We start from the raw sequence: 15,213 nt of genomic DNA on the forward strand, positions 1-15,213 counted from the left end.
TCACCGCACAGTGCGGCAAAACGCGGGTTGGAAAATTGTCAAATCCATGCATACAATTAAATTTCATGCCGATGTTCGGCGACCTGCCGGACTGCGAATCGGCCTTGCTCATGGCGGTTGCAGACGCCGTTTCCGAGGACGAAAGCCATGCTGAACCCTTCGAAATCCGATTGCATCACAATTCTCTCGGCCGCCAGCCAGCTTGCCGGCGACTCCATGTTGCCACTCGATCATGGCCGGCTCGGCCTGAGCCGCAACGGCATGCTGGCTGCCGCCTCCTTCCTGGTCGAGCGGGCCTGCTTCCGGCGCTATCAGCAGGATGCCGATCATTATGCGGTCGGCGCGCTGTCGTTGCAGGGGCGCCTGCGGCTCGAACAGCTGGCGAACGGTTGAGCGGTAGGGCCGAGCGTTCGTAGCGCAGGTTCGTGGCGTATCCGCGCCGGCCATTCGCCGCATCCCTTCGTACCGCGCCTTCCCATTTCCTATCCGTATCTTCACGCCGCGTCGCGTCAGGTCGATCGTTCGCGTGGCGCGGGTATCGCGCGCGTCAATCTTGCGCGCGATACCCGCTTCCCGCATATGTCACGGCGTGACATTTGCCGCGCTCTCACACTGGCGAGTGGCGCTGGCGCCCAGCGAACCTTCCCTTCGTGCGAAACCACCTCGATACCGGACGCAAATCTCGCGCCCGGCGTCGTGGCACCTGTCGCTCACAGATGCGACGAGCCCACGCCGAAGATCCCGATGATGCCGATGATGATCAGGTAAAGCGCGACGATGTAGTTCAACAGGCGCGGCATGATCAGGATCAGGATGCCGGCGATCAGCGAAACGAGCGGGCCCAGGCTGAGAGTGACGTTCATGGAGACTCCGTGGTTGAGACGCGTGATGCGCGATTGAGGAAACGATTGAAAAACGTCCCGCCGCGCGGGACCCAAGCCGCTGGCGCAGACCGTGCCGCAGCGATGGATTCACTGCATGATCCGACCTGACGCTCTTATACTGACTTCGACAACAACAACGTGGAACGACGCTCGATTCGCGGCGCGGCAGACCAGACACCGTTACAACCGCTCGTACCCCGGCTCATACGCGAGCCCGTACCAGACAACCGATGTCGAGGAGGTCTCATGCTTCACAGTCGCCGTGCCGTCGGGCGTATTGCCGTGCGCCCAGTTCCGACTTCCGTTTTTACTTCTGTTCTTGCCAGTGTTGCCTTTCAGGGTTCCCGTCCGCGTGGCGCTGACCGCGCCGCTCCATCTGCCGTGGATTGCACGGCGGAAAGCACCGCCCGGCGCGCAACGCGGCCAACGCCGTTGCGGGCCGCCCGTTCGATAATAAGAGGTTTCGCGCTCATGGTTTCGATTGTTGCTTCGCACGCGTATGCGCAAGATTCTGGCCCGGTCCCCGCGGACGGCGTCTATACGCTGCTGGTCGGTACTTACACCAGCGGCAGGAGCGAGGGCATCTACGTCTTTCGCTTCGATACGAAGACCGGCGCGGCGACCCAGGTGTCGGTCGCGCAGACGGTCAATCCGTCGTTTCTGGTCGTGAGCCGCGACCGCCGCTTCGTCTATTCGGTCAACGAATTGCCCGGTGACAACGGCCCGGCCACGCAGCGCGGCGGGATCAGCGCGTTCGGCTTCGATGCCGCGCGCGGGCAACTGACGTTTCTGAACAAGGTGTCGTCGGACGGCAATGATCCGTGCTATCTGAGCATCTCGGCGGACGGCAAGTATCTGCTGGGCGCGAACTATTCGGTCGCGCCCGATCCGGGCGGCAGTTTCGCGGTGTTTCCGCTGCAGGCGAACGGCCAGGTCGGCACCTCGGTGCAGACCGTGCATCACGAGGGCGGCGGTCCGGTGAAAGGGCGGCAGGACAACTCGCACGTGCATTCGACCGTGTTCTCGCCTGACGGCCGCTATCTGTTCGCGCAGGACCTCGGCGCCGACAAGCTGTACTCGTACCGCTACGCGCCGCAGAGCAGCGCCGGCGCGGGTCCATTCATCGCGACGAACTGGGGCTACACGCAGCAGAAGGCCGGCACGGGTCCGCGCCATCTGATCTTTGGCGCGGACGGCAAGCACGCGTATCTGACGAGCGAACTCGCGGCGACCGTCAGCACGTTCGACTACCACGACGGCAGGCTGAAGCTCGTGCAGACGCTGCCATTGAGCGAGCCTGACTTCAAGGGGAAGGTGGGCGCGGCGGCGATCCATATGTCGCCGGACGGACGCTTCGTGTATGCATCCAATCGCGGCGACGCGAACGAGATCGTGATCTTCTCGATCGATCCCGCCACTGGACACCTGAAGCAGATCGGTCGGCAGTCGAGCCTCGGCAAATCGCCGCGCGAGTTCACCATCGATCCGACCGGCAACTGGCTGATCGTCGGCAATCAGCTGAGCGACACGGTCTATGTGTTCAAGCGCGATCCGCAGACGGGGCTGCTCGATCCGAACCCGAAGCAGCATTTCGATCTCGGCTCGCCGGTCGACTTCAAGCTGGTATCACCGTCGTGATGCGCGGCACGCGCGGGTAAATGAAAAACGGACAGCTCACATCCTGAGGCTGTCCGTTTTTTCTTCCGGATCATCGCCGACCCGGTTAGCGATTCACCGGGCGCTCATTCCGCCGGCCCCGGCGCCAGCACTTCGCGGCTGCCGTTGATGCTCATCGCCGACACGAGGCCGGCCGTCTCCATCTGCTCGACGAGCCGCGCCGCGCGGTTATAGCCGATGCGCAACTGCCGCTGCACCGACGAGATCGAGGCGCGCCGCGTGCGTACGACGAACGCGACTGCTTCGTCATACAGCGGATCGGCTTCCGCATCCGGCGCTTCGCCGAACAGGTCCTGGGCCGCGCCGCCATCGGCGGCCGGGCCGTCGAGAATGCCTTCCTCGTATTGTGGCTCGCCGAACTGCTTCAGATATTCGACGATCGCATGCACTTCCTCGTCGGCGACGAACGCGCCGTGCACGCGCTGCGGGTAGCCGGTGCCCGGCGGCAAAAACAGCATGTCGCCCTGGCCGAGCAGCGACTCGGCGCCCATCTGGTCGAGAATCGTGCGCGAGTCGATCTTCGACGACACCTGGAACGCGACGCGCGTCGGAATGTTCGCCTTGATGAGACCGGTGATGACGTCGACGGACGGCCGCTGCGTCGCGAGGATCAGGTGGATGCCGGCCGCGCGCGCCTTCTGCGCGAGCCGCGCGATCAGCTCCTCGATCTTCTTGCCGGCGACCATCATCAGGTCGGCGAGCTCGTCGATGACGACGACGATCAGCGGCAGCGGCGCCAGCGGCTCGGGCGCATCGGGCGTCAGCGAGAACGGGTTGCCGAGCTTCTTGCCCTTCGCCTCGGTGTCGCGGATCTTCTGGTTGAAGCCGGCGAGATTGCGCACGCCGACGGCCGACATCAGCCGGTAGCGCTTTTCCATTTCGCCGACGCACCAGTTCAGCGCGTTGGCCGCGAGCTTCATGTCGGTGACGACCGGCGCGAGCAGATGCGGAATGCCTTCGTAGACCGAAAGTTCGAGCATCTTCGGGTCGATCATGATCAGGCGCACTTCCTCTGGCGTCGCCTTGAACAGCAGCGAGCAGATCATCGCGTTGATCGCGACCGATTTGCCCGAGCCGGTCGTGCCGGCCACCAGCATGTGCGGCGCCTTCGCGAGATCGGCGACGACGGGATGGCCGGTGATGTCCTTGCCCATCGCAAGCGTGAGTCGCGAGTGCGAGTTCTGGTAGACGCTCGCCTCGAGAATTTCCGAGAGGCGGATCGTTTGGCGCTTCGCGTTCGGCAGTTCGAGGCCCATGCAGGTCTTGCCCGGAATCGTTTCGACCACGCGGATCGACGTGAGACCGAGACCGCGCGACAGGTCCTTCATCAGACCGACGATCTGGCTGCCGCGCACGCCGAGCGCCGGTTCGACTTCGAAGCGTGTGATGACCGGACCCGCCGATGCGCCGACCACCATCACCGGCACCTTGAATTCCTGCAGGCGCTGCTCGATCAGCAGGCCGGTTTCGCGGAGCTTTTCATCCGGGATCGGTTCGATGTCGGCATCGGCGGGGGCGAGCAGATCGAGCGTCGGCAGTTCGACCATCGATGCGGCCGGCGCATGGAACTCGAAGCCGTTGACCGGCGCGTGGCCGGGCAGCGGCGGGCGGGCGGCGGGCTCGGCAGTGGGTTGGTCGGCGGATTGGACCTGCGGTTGCGGTGTTAGCGCGGGCGAAGACGACGGAGCCGGCGACGGAGCCGGCGACGGTTCGGCGGCCGGCGTGTTCGCGGCAGGCGTTGCGCTTGCGCCGACCGAAGGCTCGATGCTGGTCGCCGGCGCGGCGAAGCCCGGGAAACGGACTACGTTCGAGACGACGGCCGGTGCGGTTGCCGGCATAGCGAGATTCGCCGCACTCGTCGAAGTCGACGACGGCGAGTCGTTTGCGGTGGTGTTCGCGGGCTCGTTCACAGCGGGCAGGGCAGGGGCGTGCGACGTCGCGGGCTCACCTGACTGCGCACTTTCGCTGGCGAGTTCCGAGACCGTCGCGCCGGACCACGGCGGCACGCTTGCGCTCGACGGCGCGGCGGCCTCCGTCTGCGGCGAGTCCGCTGACGCGGCCGCGCGTTGAGCCGCGGCGGGGCCGAGCTTGCTCTCCCAAGGCACGAGCGTCTTGTCGATGACGATTTCGGCTGCCGGAGCCCGCGCTCGCGGAGGCGTCGCGGTGTCGGCGGTGGCCGGTTCGACGGTTCGCGCGGATTCCTCCCCCTGCGATGCCGGGACGCTGGTGTTTGTTGCTGTCTGCGTCGAATCGTTTTGAACCGCCGGTGCGTCTTCTTGCGAAGCATCGTCCCGTAGGCTGGCTGCGAAGCGCTCGAATGGCGTCGCCGTCGGCGACTCATGTTGCGGCGCGCTTGCGGCGGGTTCGGTGGCGGCAGGCTCAGCCACAGCGGATGCCGATGGCTCGACAACCGCGGATTCGACAGCCGCAGCAGCCACGTCGGCCACCGACTCGGTTGCAGTCGTCGTCTGCGGCGCAGCCGTAAGCGGCGCATGAATGACGGGCGGTTCGGTCGGCCATTGCGCAACCGCTTCGTTGCCGCCCTCGACCGACCTCTCGGACTCGGCCACCGCACGCTCAGCCGGCAACTCGACCGATGCGGTTTCTTGCTGCGACTGCGCCGGCGACACCATCCGCGCCGAACTCTCCACGCTCTGCGCCTGCGGCGCCGCAACCGTCTCGCCGTTTTCGACAGGTAGCACGTCCCGCTGCGCCGGCGGCACATCGAACGTCGTCGACGCACGCTCTGCATCGCCAATCTTCGTGCTATCGGCGCCACGGCTGCGCGCCAGGCTCACGCCGGCCATGTCGGTCCAGCGCGCGGCGTTTTCCGCGATGCTGCGCAGCGTTTCCTCGACGCTCGCGGGCGGCGCGACCGTCGACGCGTTCGTCATCGTTCCGGTGAAGTTCGGTGTAGGCCGGCGCACCGTCGACGGCGAGGTGACGCTATTGGCGCGCGAAGCGGCCGGGAACGGTTGACGAGGGGTCGCGCCGCGATTGAGCGGCGCGCTGCCGTCGGCCGGACGTGGCAGCGACGACGGGCGGCTTGCGCGGCCCGCGGCATTCATCGATCCCGCTGTGATGCCGATACCGGCGCCCGAGGCGGCGGCGCGGCCCGCCATTGCCTGTGCCGCTCGCGCCGACACGCCGGCCGCGTTGGCGGCCGTCGCCGCCAACGCGGCACTGGAGCCGAACGACGCGGCCGCACGCTGATCTCCGACCGAACGCCGCCCGACCTGCGCAGCGCCATCACGAGCCGACATGCCCGATGCACCCGCCGCACCCAGCGATGCCGCCGCCGTCGCCGCGCGCGGCTCCGTGGTGCGCAACCAGCCGGCCGGCGCGACCGGCTCGGCCGGCACGAATGGTGCGGCGGATCTGTCCGCAGCCTTGTCCGCATGCAGCGCCTGCGTTGCCGTCGACGTTGCCGGGCGCGGCGACGCGCTCGACCCCGTGCGTAGCACCGGCTCGGTCTGCTTGACCGGCCCGCGCGCCGCGTCAGCGGCCGCACCGGCTCGCCCGCTTGCGCCGGCGCCACGGGCGGAAGCGTCCTTGCTAACCGCGATGCCAGCCGCCGCGGTGCCGGCAGCAGCGGCGGAGCCCGCGCCGCGCCCGCTCGCGGGCGGACGCCACACCGTCGGCCGCGCGTAGCGACCCTTGTTATTGCGTGGCGCCATCGTGTTGGTAGCAGGCGACACATGCGACGGCGCGCCGTCGTCGACGCTGCGGTGGCGGCGCGCATCCTCGTCGCGCTTCGCGAGTCCCCGCGACAGACCGAGGCCGAACGCGCCGTCGGCCCAAACGGCGACGTCGCTCCAGCGGAAGTCGACGAGCCACGGCAGGCTGATCACGAGCAGCGCGAGCGCCGCGAGCGGCGTGCCGACATGGCCGAGCAGATGTCCAAGCCCCGCGGCGAGCGCATGACCGAAACCATTGATGCCGGCAACGCCGATCAGCGAGCCCTCGAGCGTGCAACTCGCGATCAGCACGCAGACGAAGCCGAGCCACAGCCGGATCGTGCCGGGGCCGCGCAGACCCGCGCCGCCCGGCAGCATCGACTTCACGAGGCGCCACAAAAGAGGAATGAACCAGACGGCCGACCCGCCGAACCAGCCGAAAACTACCGTGTGCATACCAGACATCTACGAATGACGGAGCGCGCGAGAAGCGCAATCCGTCGAGTTTAAACGGCGCAGCGCACGGCTTCGAAGGCCGGCGCAAATCCCGAACGCGGCGCAAACTCGCATCACTTGTCGCTGCGATCGAAAATCAGGGTGTCGCCGTTGTCGAGGATTAGCTGCATCTGCTGCGGCGCTCGCATCTGCACGCCGGTGCGATCGATGCGCTCGAGTGCATCGAGGAACGGCTTCTCGATGTCGCCGCCCGGCGAGACGCACGCCATGCGTGTGCCGGCGAGGGAACCGAAGCTCAGCTTGCCGTCCTTCAGCATGTACGAACCCATGAAGCGGTTGCAGCCGGAAAAGCCGCTCGCGTGACGCCGGCCGCCTTCCGTCGACAACGTCAGCGTGAGCGGCTTCTGATCCTTCGACGGCACCGCGCGCGCCGTGCCGTCGGCGTTCTTCCACGAGCTCAGCACCCAGCTGGTGTCGTCGAGCAGTTGCACGGCGGCGGGATTGAACGGATCAGGCGGCGGCGCCGACGAGTCCGGATGCTTCGGGATCGCGCAGGCACCGAGCAGCGCGGCGATGCTCAACGCGGCGACGGCCGTGCGCAGGCACGGAATGATGCGCGCAAGAGGTCGCGGGCGGGAGCGGATGAGCATGGCGTCGTTCCTGTTCAAACTGGCGAAGGCGTAAGGGTAACGTACTAGGGTCTGTTTACATATGGAACGCACGTGCGTTGCCGCGAGAAGGGCCGCTCGCTGCGTCATGCTCCTTGCGAATACGTCGAGTATTCGCGGCGTCGCAATCCTTGCGAGCGGCCCTTCTCGCGGCAACCCCAGTTCTGAATTTCATTCCAGGGGAATGCCCGCTATCGGCCGCATGGCGGCGTCGTGCGTCGCTCACGTGGCGCGGCCACGCAGCGCTCCTTACTCCTTGCCCTGCGCCCCGAAGGAAGTCCCCTTGGGGGACGGCCGATAGCGGGCATTCGCACGTGCGTTCCATATGTAAACAGACCCTAAGCTTGTCGTGCGCGAGCGATGCTCGCGGTGACGTGATCGCGGCTGCGAACGTCGACGCGGCGGCACGGTTCCGCTCGACCGCCACGGCCTCGCGAGCGCACCCAAAGCGCACCCTGAGCGCCGCGCGGCAAGGGGCCCGCATGTTAACATCGCGGTCTGTCCAATCCCACCCTCATCCCGACTTTTATCTGGAGTTCCCATGCAGATCGGCCAACGGATCGGCACGCCCCTTTCTGAATCCGCGACGCGCGTGATGCTGCTCGGCGCCGGCGAACTCGGCAAGGAAGTGATCATCGCGCTGCAACGGCTGGGCGTCGAAGTGATCGCCGTCGACCGTTACCCGAACGCGCCGGGCCATCAGGTCGCGCATCGCGCGCATGTGATCGACATGACCGACCGCGCCGCGCTGCGCGCGCTGGTCGAGCAGGAGCGCCCGCATCTGATCGTCCCCGAAATCGAGGCGATCGCCACCGACGAGCTCGCCGCGATCGAAACCGAGGCGCTCGCCGAGGTGATCCCGACCGCGCGTGCCACCCAATTGACGATGAACCGCGAAGGCATCCGCCGCCTCGCTGCGGAGGAGCTTGGCCTCGCGACCTCGCCGTACGCATTCGCCGATTCGCTCGACGAGCTGCGCGCGGGCATCGCGAAGGTCGGCTATCCGTGCGTCGTGAAACCGGTGATGTCGTCGTCGGGCAAGGGGCAGTCGGTGCTGCGCGGCGACGCCGACGTCGAACCCGCCTGGCAGTACGCGATGGCGGGCGGCCGCGTGAATTTCGGGCGCGTGATCGTCGAGGGTTTCATCGACTTCGAATACGAAATCACGCAGCTCACCGTGCGCGCGATCGACCCGGCGAGCGGTGCGGTCGGCACGTACTTCTGCGATCCGATCGGCCACGTGCAGGTCGCGGGCGACTATGTCGAATCGTGGCAGCCGCAGCCGATGAGCCCGCTCGCGCTCGAGCGTTCGCGCGAGATCGCGCACAAGGTGACGGCGGCGCTCGGCGGCCGCGGCCTGTTTGGCGTGGAACTTTTCGTGCGCGGCGACGACGTATGGTTTTCGGAAGTCAGCCCGCGTCCGCACGACACGGGGCTCGTCACGCTGTGCTCGCAGCGCTTCTCGGAGTTCGAACTGCATGCGCGCGCGATCCTCGGCCTGCCGGTCGATACGTCGCTGCGTGCGGCGGGCGCGTCGGCGGTGATCTACGGCGGTCGCGACGAGGCCGGCATCGCGTTCGAAGGCGTCGCGGCCGCACTTGCGGTGCCCAATGCGGATCTGCGCCTGTTCGGAAAGCCGGAAAGCTTCGTCAAACGTCGCATGGGCGTCGCGCTCGCGACCGGCGAGAACATCGGGCAAGCGCGCTCGCGTGCCAGGCAGGCGGCGGCAGCGGTGCGGCCGGTGTCGGCGAAGTAACGGGCAGGCGGCGAGGCGCGGCGCAAAAGTGTGCGGGACGCACACGAAAGAGCCCACCGCATTCGTTTCTGGCTTATCGAAGCAAAGAGATCGGAGGAGGATCGTATGGCGCTTGAATCTCGCAGCAATCCATGGCGCGGCGCGCTTCGCCGGGTCGGCGCACTCGGCGTGGCGTTCGCGCTGTGCGCCGGCATCAGCGGCTGCGGGCTCGCGGCCGCGCCGTGCCGGATCGCTTCGGCGGGACTGAAGATCGTGCCGGTGGTCGGCCACGTCGCCGCTGCGCCGACCGATGCGTGTGCCGGCGTGATCGATCCTTGAAGCGTCGTTGAGCTGTCCGTGAATCGCCCATGAGCTGTCTGTGACTCGGCCGTGACTCGGCCGTGACTCGGCTGTGACCGGCGTCGCGGCCGGTGTTGCCCTCCCTGCCTGACCCCCGCAACAATCGAGGTGTTCGATGAAGACATGGCGTGTTGCAATCCTCTCGACGGCAGCATGGACGGTGGCCTGGCTGGCGGCATCTTCCGGCGGCGCATCGGCCGCGCCATTGCAATTCAAGCACATCGAGGGCAAGAACCATCAGACGCGCAAATACACCTGCGCGACCGGCAAGATCCTGCAAGTCACCTACTGGAACGCGCAGAACGGCCAGAGCTTCGCCGTGCTGCCGGTGAAAGGCGCGTCGATGCTGTTCGTCAACACGATCTCGGCGTCCGGTGCGAAGTACCAGGCCGGCAGCTACACCTGGTGGACCAAGGGTCCGCGCGCCAATCTATATGACCTGACGAGCGGCGAGAACGCGCCGCCGATTCTCTCCGACTGCGTGACCGTGATTCGCTGATTTGCTGATCGGCGGACACATGCACCGCATGCGGCGGCTTCATTCCCTACCGCCGCCTCTTCTTCTCGCGCCTGGCTTCCTGTCCCGCGCCGCCTCGTGCGCTCGCGCGCATCGTTTCCGTTCGAGTAGTAAGCTGTCCGGCATGGCGTTCGCCATGCCGTTTGCCATGCCGCGCGCGCGGAGCGGTGTTTCGCGCGCAGCCGTCGTTGTCGTCTTCGATTGTCCGTTCCCCGAGTCATCAAGCGAGCCCCTCAATGAAAGCATCGGACCTGTTCGTCAAATCGCTGGAAGCCGAAGGTGTCGAGTATGTGTTTGGCATCCCCGGTGAAGAAAATCTCGATCTGCTGGAGTCGCTGCGCCGCTCGAAAATCCGTCTGATCCTCACGCGCCACGAGCAGGCGGCCGGCTTCATGGCCGCCACCTACGGGCGGCTCACCGGCCGCACGGGAGTATGTCTGGCGACGCTCGGCCCCGGCGCGACCAACTTCGTGACCGCGGCCGCCTACGCGCAGCTGGGCGGCATGCCGATGCTGATGGTCACGGGCCAGAAGCCGATCAAATCGAGCAAGCAGGGGCACTTCCAGATCGTCGACGTGGTGCGGATGATGGAGCCGCTCACCAAGTACACACGGCAGATCGTGTCGATCGGCAACATTCCGGCGACGGTGCGCGAGGCGGTGCGCCGCGCCGAGGAGGAACGCCCGGGCGCCACGCACCTCGAATTGCCCGAGGACGTCGCGCACGAAGAGGGCGACGGCAAGCCGATTCCGAAGAGCTACAGCCGCCGTCCGGTCGCCGAGGAAAGGGCGGTCGCGCGCGCGGTCGAGGCGATCACCGCCGCGAAGCATCCGCTGCTGATGATCGGCGCGGGCGGCAACCGCAAAACCACCACGAAGATGCTGCGCGAGTTCGTCGACCAGATCGGCATTCCGTTTTTCACCACGCAGATGGGCAAGGGCGTGATCGACGAATCGCATCCGATGTGGCTCGGCAACGCGACGCTCTCCGACGGCGATTTCGTGCACCGAGCGATCGAGCACGCCGACTGCATCATCAACGTCGGTCACGACGTGATCGAAAAGCCGCCGTTTTTCATGCGCAGCGGCGAGGCGGGCGAGAAGACCGTGATCCACGTGAACTTCCTCGGCGCCGAAGTCGATCCGGTGTATTTCCCGCAGATCGAAGTGGTCGGCGATATCGCCAACGCGGTGTGGCAGCTCAAGGAGAGCCTGAAGACGCGTCAGGAGCATTGGGACTTCACGCGTTTCAAGGAGATCAAGGAGCACTTCGAGGCGCATCTGGTGAAGGGCCAGCACGACGACCGCTTTCCGATGTACCCGGTGCGGATCGTCAACGACGTGTACGAGACCACGCCGGTCGACGGCATCGTGTGTCTGGATAACGGCATGTACAAGATCTGGTTCGCGCGCTACTACCGCGCGCACGAGCCGAATTCGCTGCTGCTCGACAACGCGCTGGCGTCGATGGGCGCGGGGCTGCCGTCGGCGATCGCGAGCAAGATCGTGCATCCGGAGCGCAAGGTGATCGCCGTGTGCGGCGACGGCGGCTTCATGATGAACTCGCAGGAACTCGAAACGGCGGTGCGGCTGAAGCTCGATCTGGTGATCCTGATTCTGCGCGACGACGCGTTCGGCATGATCCGCTGGAAGCAGGAGAACATGAACTTCCCGGACTACGGCATGACGCTTGCGAACCCGGATTTCGTCGCCTATGCGCAGAGTTATGGCGCGCAGGGGCATAGGATCGAGGCGGCCGAGCAGTTCGCGCCGCTGTTGCGCGAGTGCTTCGCGACGCCGGGCGTGCACGTGATCGACGTGCCGATCGACTATTCGGACAACGAGCGCGTGCTCAATCGCGAGATCAAGCGGCTGTCCGCGCGGCTTTGAGCATCCGTGCATCGAATCAAGGAGAGTGCGACATGTTGCAGAAAACCTATCCGTACTACCTGGCCAACGAGCCGGTGGCCGCCAACACCGATCTCGAAGTCACCGACAAATTCAGCGGCGAAGTCGCCACGCGCGTCGCAATGGCCGACGCGGCCGCGATCGACAAGGCGATCGGCCTGGCGGTCGATGCGATGCCCGCCATGCGCGCCTACCCGCCGTTCAAGCGCCAGGCGGTGCTCGAGCACTGCGTGAAGCGCTTTCACGAGCGCTACGACGAACTCGCCCTCGCGCTGTGCATCGAGGCGGGCAAGCCGATCAACGATTCGAAGGGCGAAGTCACGCGCCTGATCGATACGTTCAAGGTCGCCGCGGAGGAGAGCGTGCGGATCGACGGCGAGATCATCAATCTGCAGATTTCGCCGCGCGCGAACGGGTATCACGGCTATGTGAAGCGCGTGCCGATCGGGCCGTGCTCGTTCATCTCGCCGTTCAATTTTCCGTTGAACCTGACCGCCCACAAGGTCGCGCCGGCGATCGCGGCCGGCGTGCCGTTCGTGCTGAAACCGGCGAGCCGCACACCGGTCGGTGCGCTGATCATGGGCGAAATTCTCGCGGAAACCGATCTGCCGAAGGGCGCGTTCTCGATTTTGCCCGCGCATCGCGACGGCGCCGACCTGTTCACGACCGACGAGCGCTTCAAGCTGCTGTCGTTCACCGGGTCGCCCGCGGTTGGCTGGGAGTTGAAGCGCAAAGCCGGCAAGAAGAAGGTGATTCTGGAGCTGGGCGGCAACGCGGCGGCGATCGTCGATGGCGATCAGGGCGGCAAGCTCGACTACGTGGTCGACCGGCTCGCGTTCGGCGCGTTCTATCAGTCGGGGCAGAGCTGCATCGGCGTGCAGCGGATTCTCGCGCACACGAGCGTCTACGACGCGCTGCGCGAGAAGCTGATCGCGAAGACGAAGTCGCTCGTGATGGGCGATCCGAAGAACGAAAAGACCTTCGTCGGGCCGATGATCTCCGAATCGGAAGCGAAGCGGCTCGCTGGCTGGATGGAGGGGGCGGTGCAGGCGGGTGCGCAGATCGTCGCGGGCGGCAAGGTCGACGGCGCGATGTTCGAGGCGACGCTGCTGGAAGGCGTGAAGCGCGACACCGATCTGTATCGCAAGGAGGCGTTCGGACCGGTTGCGATACTCGAGCGCTTCGACGATTTCGAGGCGGCGCTCGCGCAGGTCAACGACAGCGACTTCGGCCTGCAGGCCGGCGTGTTCACCGATTCGCTCGCGCATGCGCATCGCGCGTGGGATGCGCTCGAAGTGGGCGGGGTCGTGATCAACGACGTGCCGTCGTTCCGCGTCGACAACATGCCGTATGGCGGCGTCAAGGATTCGGGGCTCGGGCGCGAGGGCGTGCGCTACGCGATCGAGGACATGACCGAGATGCGGCTGATGGTGATGCGCGAGACGTGGTGAGGGGCGAGCTGACGTGAGCGGGGGCGGGCGACCGTTCGCAATGGGGCCGGTGCGGGCGCGGGGACGGCTGACGAACGCCGCGTGCCGCCCGCCGAAGTGCCCGGCTGTCACGCCACTGTCGTCTGTGCGCACTACGCTGCGACCGAAGCAACGGCCGCGAGCCGCCGGCCGGCCAGCCGTCACGAGCGTTTTTGCTGAAGTGCTACAATACTCGGCTTTCGGCGGATGCTTCCGCCAGCCGGAGCCGGCCGCATTATCCGAACTCAGACGGGTCTCGCGCGGAACGACGTGGCTCCGCCTTCATCCTGATGCCCTCCGCGGTCCCGACCGCTGCCGCGCGCATCGCGCCACGCGCCTTTTTAGCGAAAGCCACCATGTCCGACACAGCCGTCACGCCCAGCACCGAGACTTTTGATCAATTCGGCCTCGCGCCCGACATCCTGAAGGCCATCAAGGAATCGGGCTACACGTCGCCCACGCCGATCCAGGCGCAGGCGATCCCGGTCGTGCTGGCGGGCCGTGACGTGATGGGCGCCGCGCAGACCGGCACCGGCAAGACCGCGAGCTTCTCGCTGCCGATCATCCAGCGTCTGCTGCCGCAGGCCAGTACGAGCGCGTCGCCGGCGCGCCATCCGGTCCGTGCGCTGATCCTCACGCCGACCCGCGAACTGGCCGACCAGGTCGCCGCGAATGTGCAGGCGTACGCGAAGCACACGGCGCTGCGCAGCGCGGTCGTGTTCGGTGGCGTCGACATGAATCCGCAGTCGGACCAGTTGCGCCGCGGCGTCGAAATCCTGATCGCGACGCCGGGCCGTCTGCTCGATCACGTGCAGCAGAAAACCGCGAACCTGGGCCAGGTGCAGATGCTCGTGCTCGACGAAGCCGACCGCATGCTCGACATGGGCTTCTTGCCCGACCTGCAGCGCATCCTGAACCTGCTGCCGAAAGAGCGCCAGACGCTGCTCTTTTCCGCGACGTTCTCGGGCGAAATCAAGAAGCTCGCCGCGACGTATCTGCGCAACCCGCAGACCATCGAAGTGGCGCGCAGCAACTCGACCGCGACCAATGTCACCCAGATCGTCTACGAAGTCGCCGAGGGCGACAAGACCGGCGCGGTCGTGCAGCTGATCCGCGAGCGTGGCCTGAAGCAGGTGCTCGTGTTCTGCAACAGCAAGATCGGCGCGAGCCGGCTCGCGCGCAGTCTCGAACGCGACGGCGTGGTCGCGACCGCGATTCACGGCGACCGCACGCAGAGCGAGCGCATGCAGGCGCTCGATGCGTTCAAGCGCGGCGAAGTCGAGGCGCTCGTCGCGACGGATGTCGCCGCGCGCGGTCTCGACATCGTCGAACTGCCGACCGTGATCAACTTCGACCTGCCGTTCAACGCCGAAGACTACGTGCACCGTATCGGCCGCACGGGCCGCGCGGGCGCATCGGGCGACGCGCTGTCGCTGTGCAGCCCGAACGAGCGCAAGCAACTGGCCGACATCGAGAAGCTGATCAAGCGTCCGCTCGACTTGCAGCGCCTGACCGTCGAGGCGCCGGTGCGCCATCATCACGAGGACCGTCCGCCGCGCCGCGAGCGCAGCGAATCGCGCGACGAGCGCAGCCGCCGTCGCCCGGGCGGGGCGTCGGGTTCGTATGACCGTGCGCATCATCATCGCGCGCAACCGGTCGACGATTTCTTCCTGAAGCCGTACGAGCCGTCGCCGGCATCGGTGCTCAAGATCGAGGAGACGGCCGCGTCGAACTCCGCGCCGCAAAAGACGGCGCCGAAGCGGCAACTGGCCGCGTTGCTCGGTGGCTTCGGAATGCCGAGGAAGACGCCTTCGTCGTCGTAAGACGGGCTGTCGGGTTCAGAGCTCGGGGTGCAACGCCTCG

11 protein-coding genes are annotated in these 15,213 nt (G+C 66.5%); 8 read left to right on the plus strand and 3 right to left on the minus strand.

Annotation, left to right across the window (positions count from 1 at the left end):
• Positions 1–147: 147 nt before the first annotated feature.
• Positions 148–393: a hypothetical protein gene (locus HWY30_RS15195; RefSeq protein ID WP_090803648.1), complete on the plus strand. Its 246-nt coding sequence runs from the start codon at positions 148–150 to the stop codon at positions 391–393.
• A gap of 317 nt (positions 394–710) precedes the next feature.
• On the opposite strand, the gene HWY30_RS15200 is transcribed toward HWY30_RS15195, so the two are convergent.
• Positions 711–863 (minus strand): DUF3096 domain-containing protein, encoded by a 153-nt coding sequence (locus tag HWY30_RS15200; protein WP_013088853.1) that lies wholly within the window; start codon positions 861–863, stop codon positions 711–713.
• Positions 864–1,130: 267 nt separating this feature from the next.
• Here HWY30_RS15200 and HWY30_RS15205 point away from each other — a divergent pair, with 267 nt between their 5' ends.
• Positions 1,131–2,522: a lactonase family protein gene (locus tag HWY30_RS15205; protein ID WP_244144917.1), complete on the plus strand. Its 1,392-nt coding sequence runs from the start codon at positions 1,131–1,133 to the stop codon at positions 2,520–2,522.
• Positions 2,523–2,626: 104 nt separating this feature from the next.
• Here the strand turns inward: HWY30_RS15205 and HWY30_RS15210 are convergent, their stop codons facing one another.
• Positions 2,627–6,694, minus strand: a complete 4,068-nt coding sequence (locus tag HWY30_RS15210; protein WP_090803651.1) for an FtsK/SpoIIIE family DNA translocase — start codon at positions 6,692–6,694, stop codon at positions 2,627–2,629.
• A 113-nt stretch (positions 6,695–6,807) separates the two neighbouring features.
• Complete coding sequence (locus tag HWY30_RS15215; RefSeq protein WP_090803653.1) at positions 6,808–7,344, minus strand: META domain-containing protein; 537 nt, start codon at positions 7,342–7,344, stop codon at positions 6,808–6,810.
• Positions 7,345–7,903: 559 nt separating this feature from the next.
• Here HWY30_RS15215 and purT point away from each other — a divergent pair.
• The 6 genes from purT to HWY30_RS15245 all read left to right on the plus strand — a co-directional run bounded on the left by purT (position 7,904) and on the right by HWY30_RS15245 (position 15,173).
• Positions 7,904–9,118, plus strand: a complete 1,215-nt coding sequence (purT, locus tag HWY30_RS15220) for a formate-dependent phosphoribosylglycinamide formyltransferase (protein ID WP_090803655.1) — start codon at positions 7,904–7,906, stop codon at positions 9,116–9,118.
• 105 nt (positions 9,119–9,223) lie between these two features.
• Positions 9,224–9,436, plus strand: a complete 213-nt coding sequence (locus tag HWY30_RS15225; RefSeq protein WP_090803657.1) for a DUF6726 family protein — start codon at positions 9,224–9,226, stop codon at positions 9,434–9,436.
• A gap of 136 nt (positions 9,437–9,572) precedes the next feature.
• Positions 9,573–9,956 (plus strand): MliC family protein, encoded by a 384-nt coding sequence (locus tag HWY30_RS15230; protein WP_090803659.1) that lies wholly within the window; start codon positions 9,573–9,575, stop codon positions 9,954–9,956.
• Positions 9,957–10,210: 254 nt separating this feature from the next.
• The gene (locus HWY30_RS15235; protein WP_090803661.1) at positions 10,211–11,863 is read left to right on the plus strand and encodes an acetolactate synthase large subunit; all 1,653 of its coding nucleotides are present in this window, start codon (positions 10,211–10,213) and stop codon (positions 11,861–11,863) included.
• A gap of 32 nt (positions 11,864–11,895) precedes the next feature.
• Positions 11,896–13,332 (plus strand): aldehyde dehydrogenase family protein, encoded by a 1,437-nt coding sequence (locus HWY30_RS15240; RefSeq protein ID WP_090803662.1) that lies wholly within the window; start codon positions 11,896–11,898, stop codon positions 13,330–13,332.
• 374 nt (positions 13,333–13,706) lie between these two features.
• Positions 13,707–15,173 carry a DEAD/DEAH box helicase gene (locus HWY30_RS15245; protein ID WP_090805645.1) on the plus strand — a complete coding sequence of 489 codons (1,467 nt, stop codon included), beginning with the start codon at positions 13,707–13,709 and terminating at the stop codon, positions 15,171–15,173.
• Positions 15,174–15,213: the final 40 nt, after the last annotated feature.

Origin of the sequence: Paraburkholderia tuberum STM678 (genome assembly GCF_902833905.1) — a bacterium.
GTDB lineage: Bacteria > Pseudomonadota > Gammaproteobacteria > Burkholderiales > Burkholderiaceae > Paraburkholderia > Paraburkholderia tuberum.

Coding starts and splice junctions, on each gene's coding strand:
- HWY30_RS15195 (WP_090803648.1), top strand. CDS start 148: ATGCTGAACCCTTCGAAATCCGATTGCATCACAATTCTCTCGGCCGCC.
- HWY30_RS15200 (WP_013088853.1), bottom strand. CDS start 863: ATGAACGTCACTCTCAGCCTGGGCCCGCTCGTTTCGCTGATCGCCGGC.
- HWY30_RS15205 (WP_244144917.1), top strand. CDS start 1,131: ATGCTTCACAGTCGCCGTGCCGTCGGGCGTATTGCCGTGCGCCCAGTT.
- HWY30_RS15210 (WP_090803651.1), bottom strand. CDS start 6,694: ATGCACACGGTAGTTTTCGGCTGGTTCGGCGGGTCGGCCGTCTGGTTC.
- HWY30_RS15215 (WP_090803653.1), bottom strand. CDS start 7,344: ATGCTCATCCGCTCCCGCCCGCGACCTCTTGCGCGCATCATTCCGTGC.
- purT (WP_090803655.1), top strand. CDS start 7,904: ATGCAGATCGGCCAACGGATCGGCACGCCCCTTTCTGAATCCGCGACG.
- HWY30_RS15225 (WP_090803657.1), top strand. CDS start 9,224: ATGGCGCTTGAATCTCGCAGCAATCCATGGCGCGGCGCGCTTCGCCGG.
- HWY30_RS15230 (WP_090803659.1), top strand. CDS start 9,573: ATGAAGACATGGCGTGTTGCAATCCTCTCGACGGCAGCATGGACGGTG.
- HWY30_RS15235 (WP_090803661.1), top strand. CDS start 10,211: ATGAAAGCATCGGACCTGTTCGTCAAATCGCTGGAAGCCGAAGGTGTC.
- HWY30_RS15240 (WP_090803662.1), top strand. CDS start 11,896: ATGTTGCAGAAAACCTATCCGTACTACCTGGCCAACGAGCCGGTGGCC.
- HWY30_RS15245 (WP_090805645.1), top strand. CDS start 13,707: ATGTCCGACACAGCCGTCACGCCCAGCACCGAGACTTTTGATCAATTC.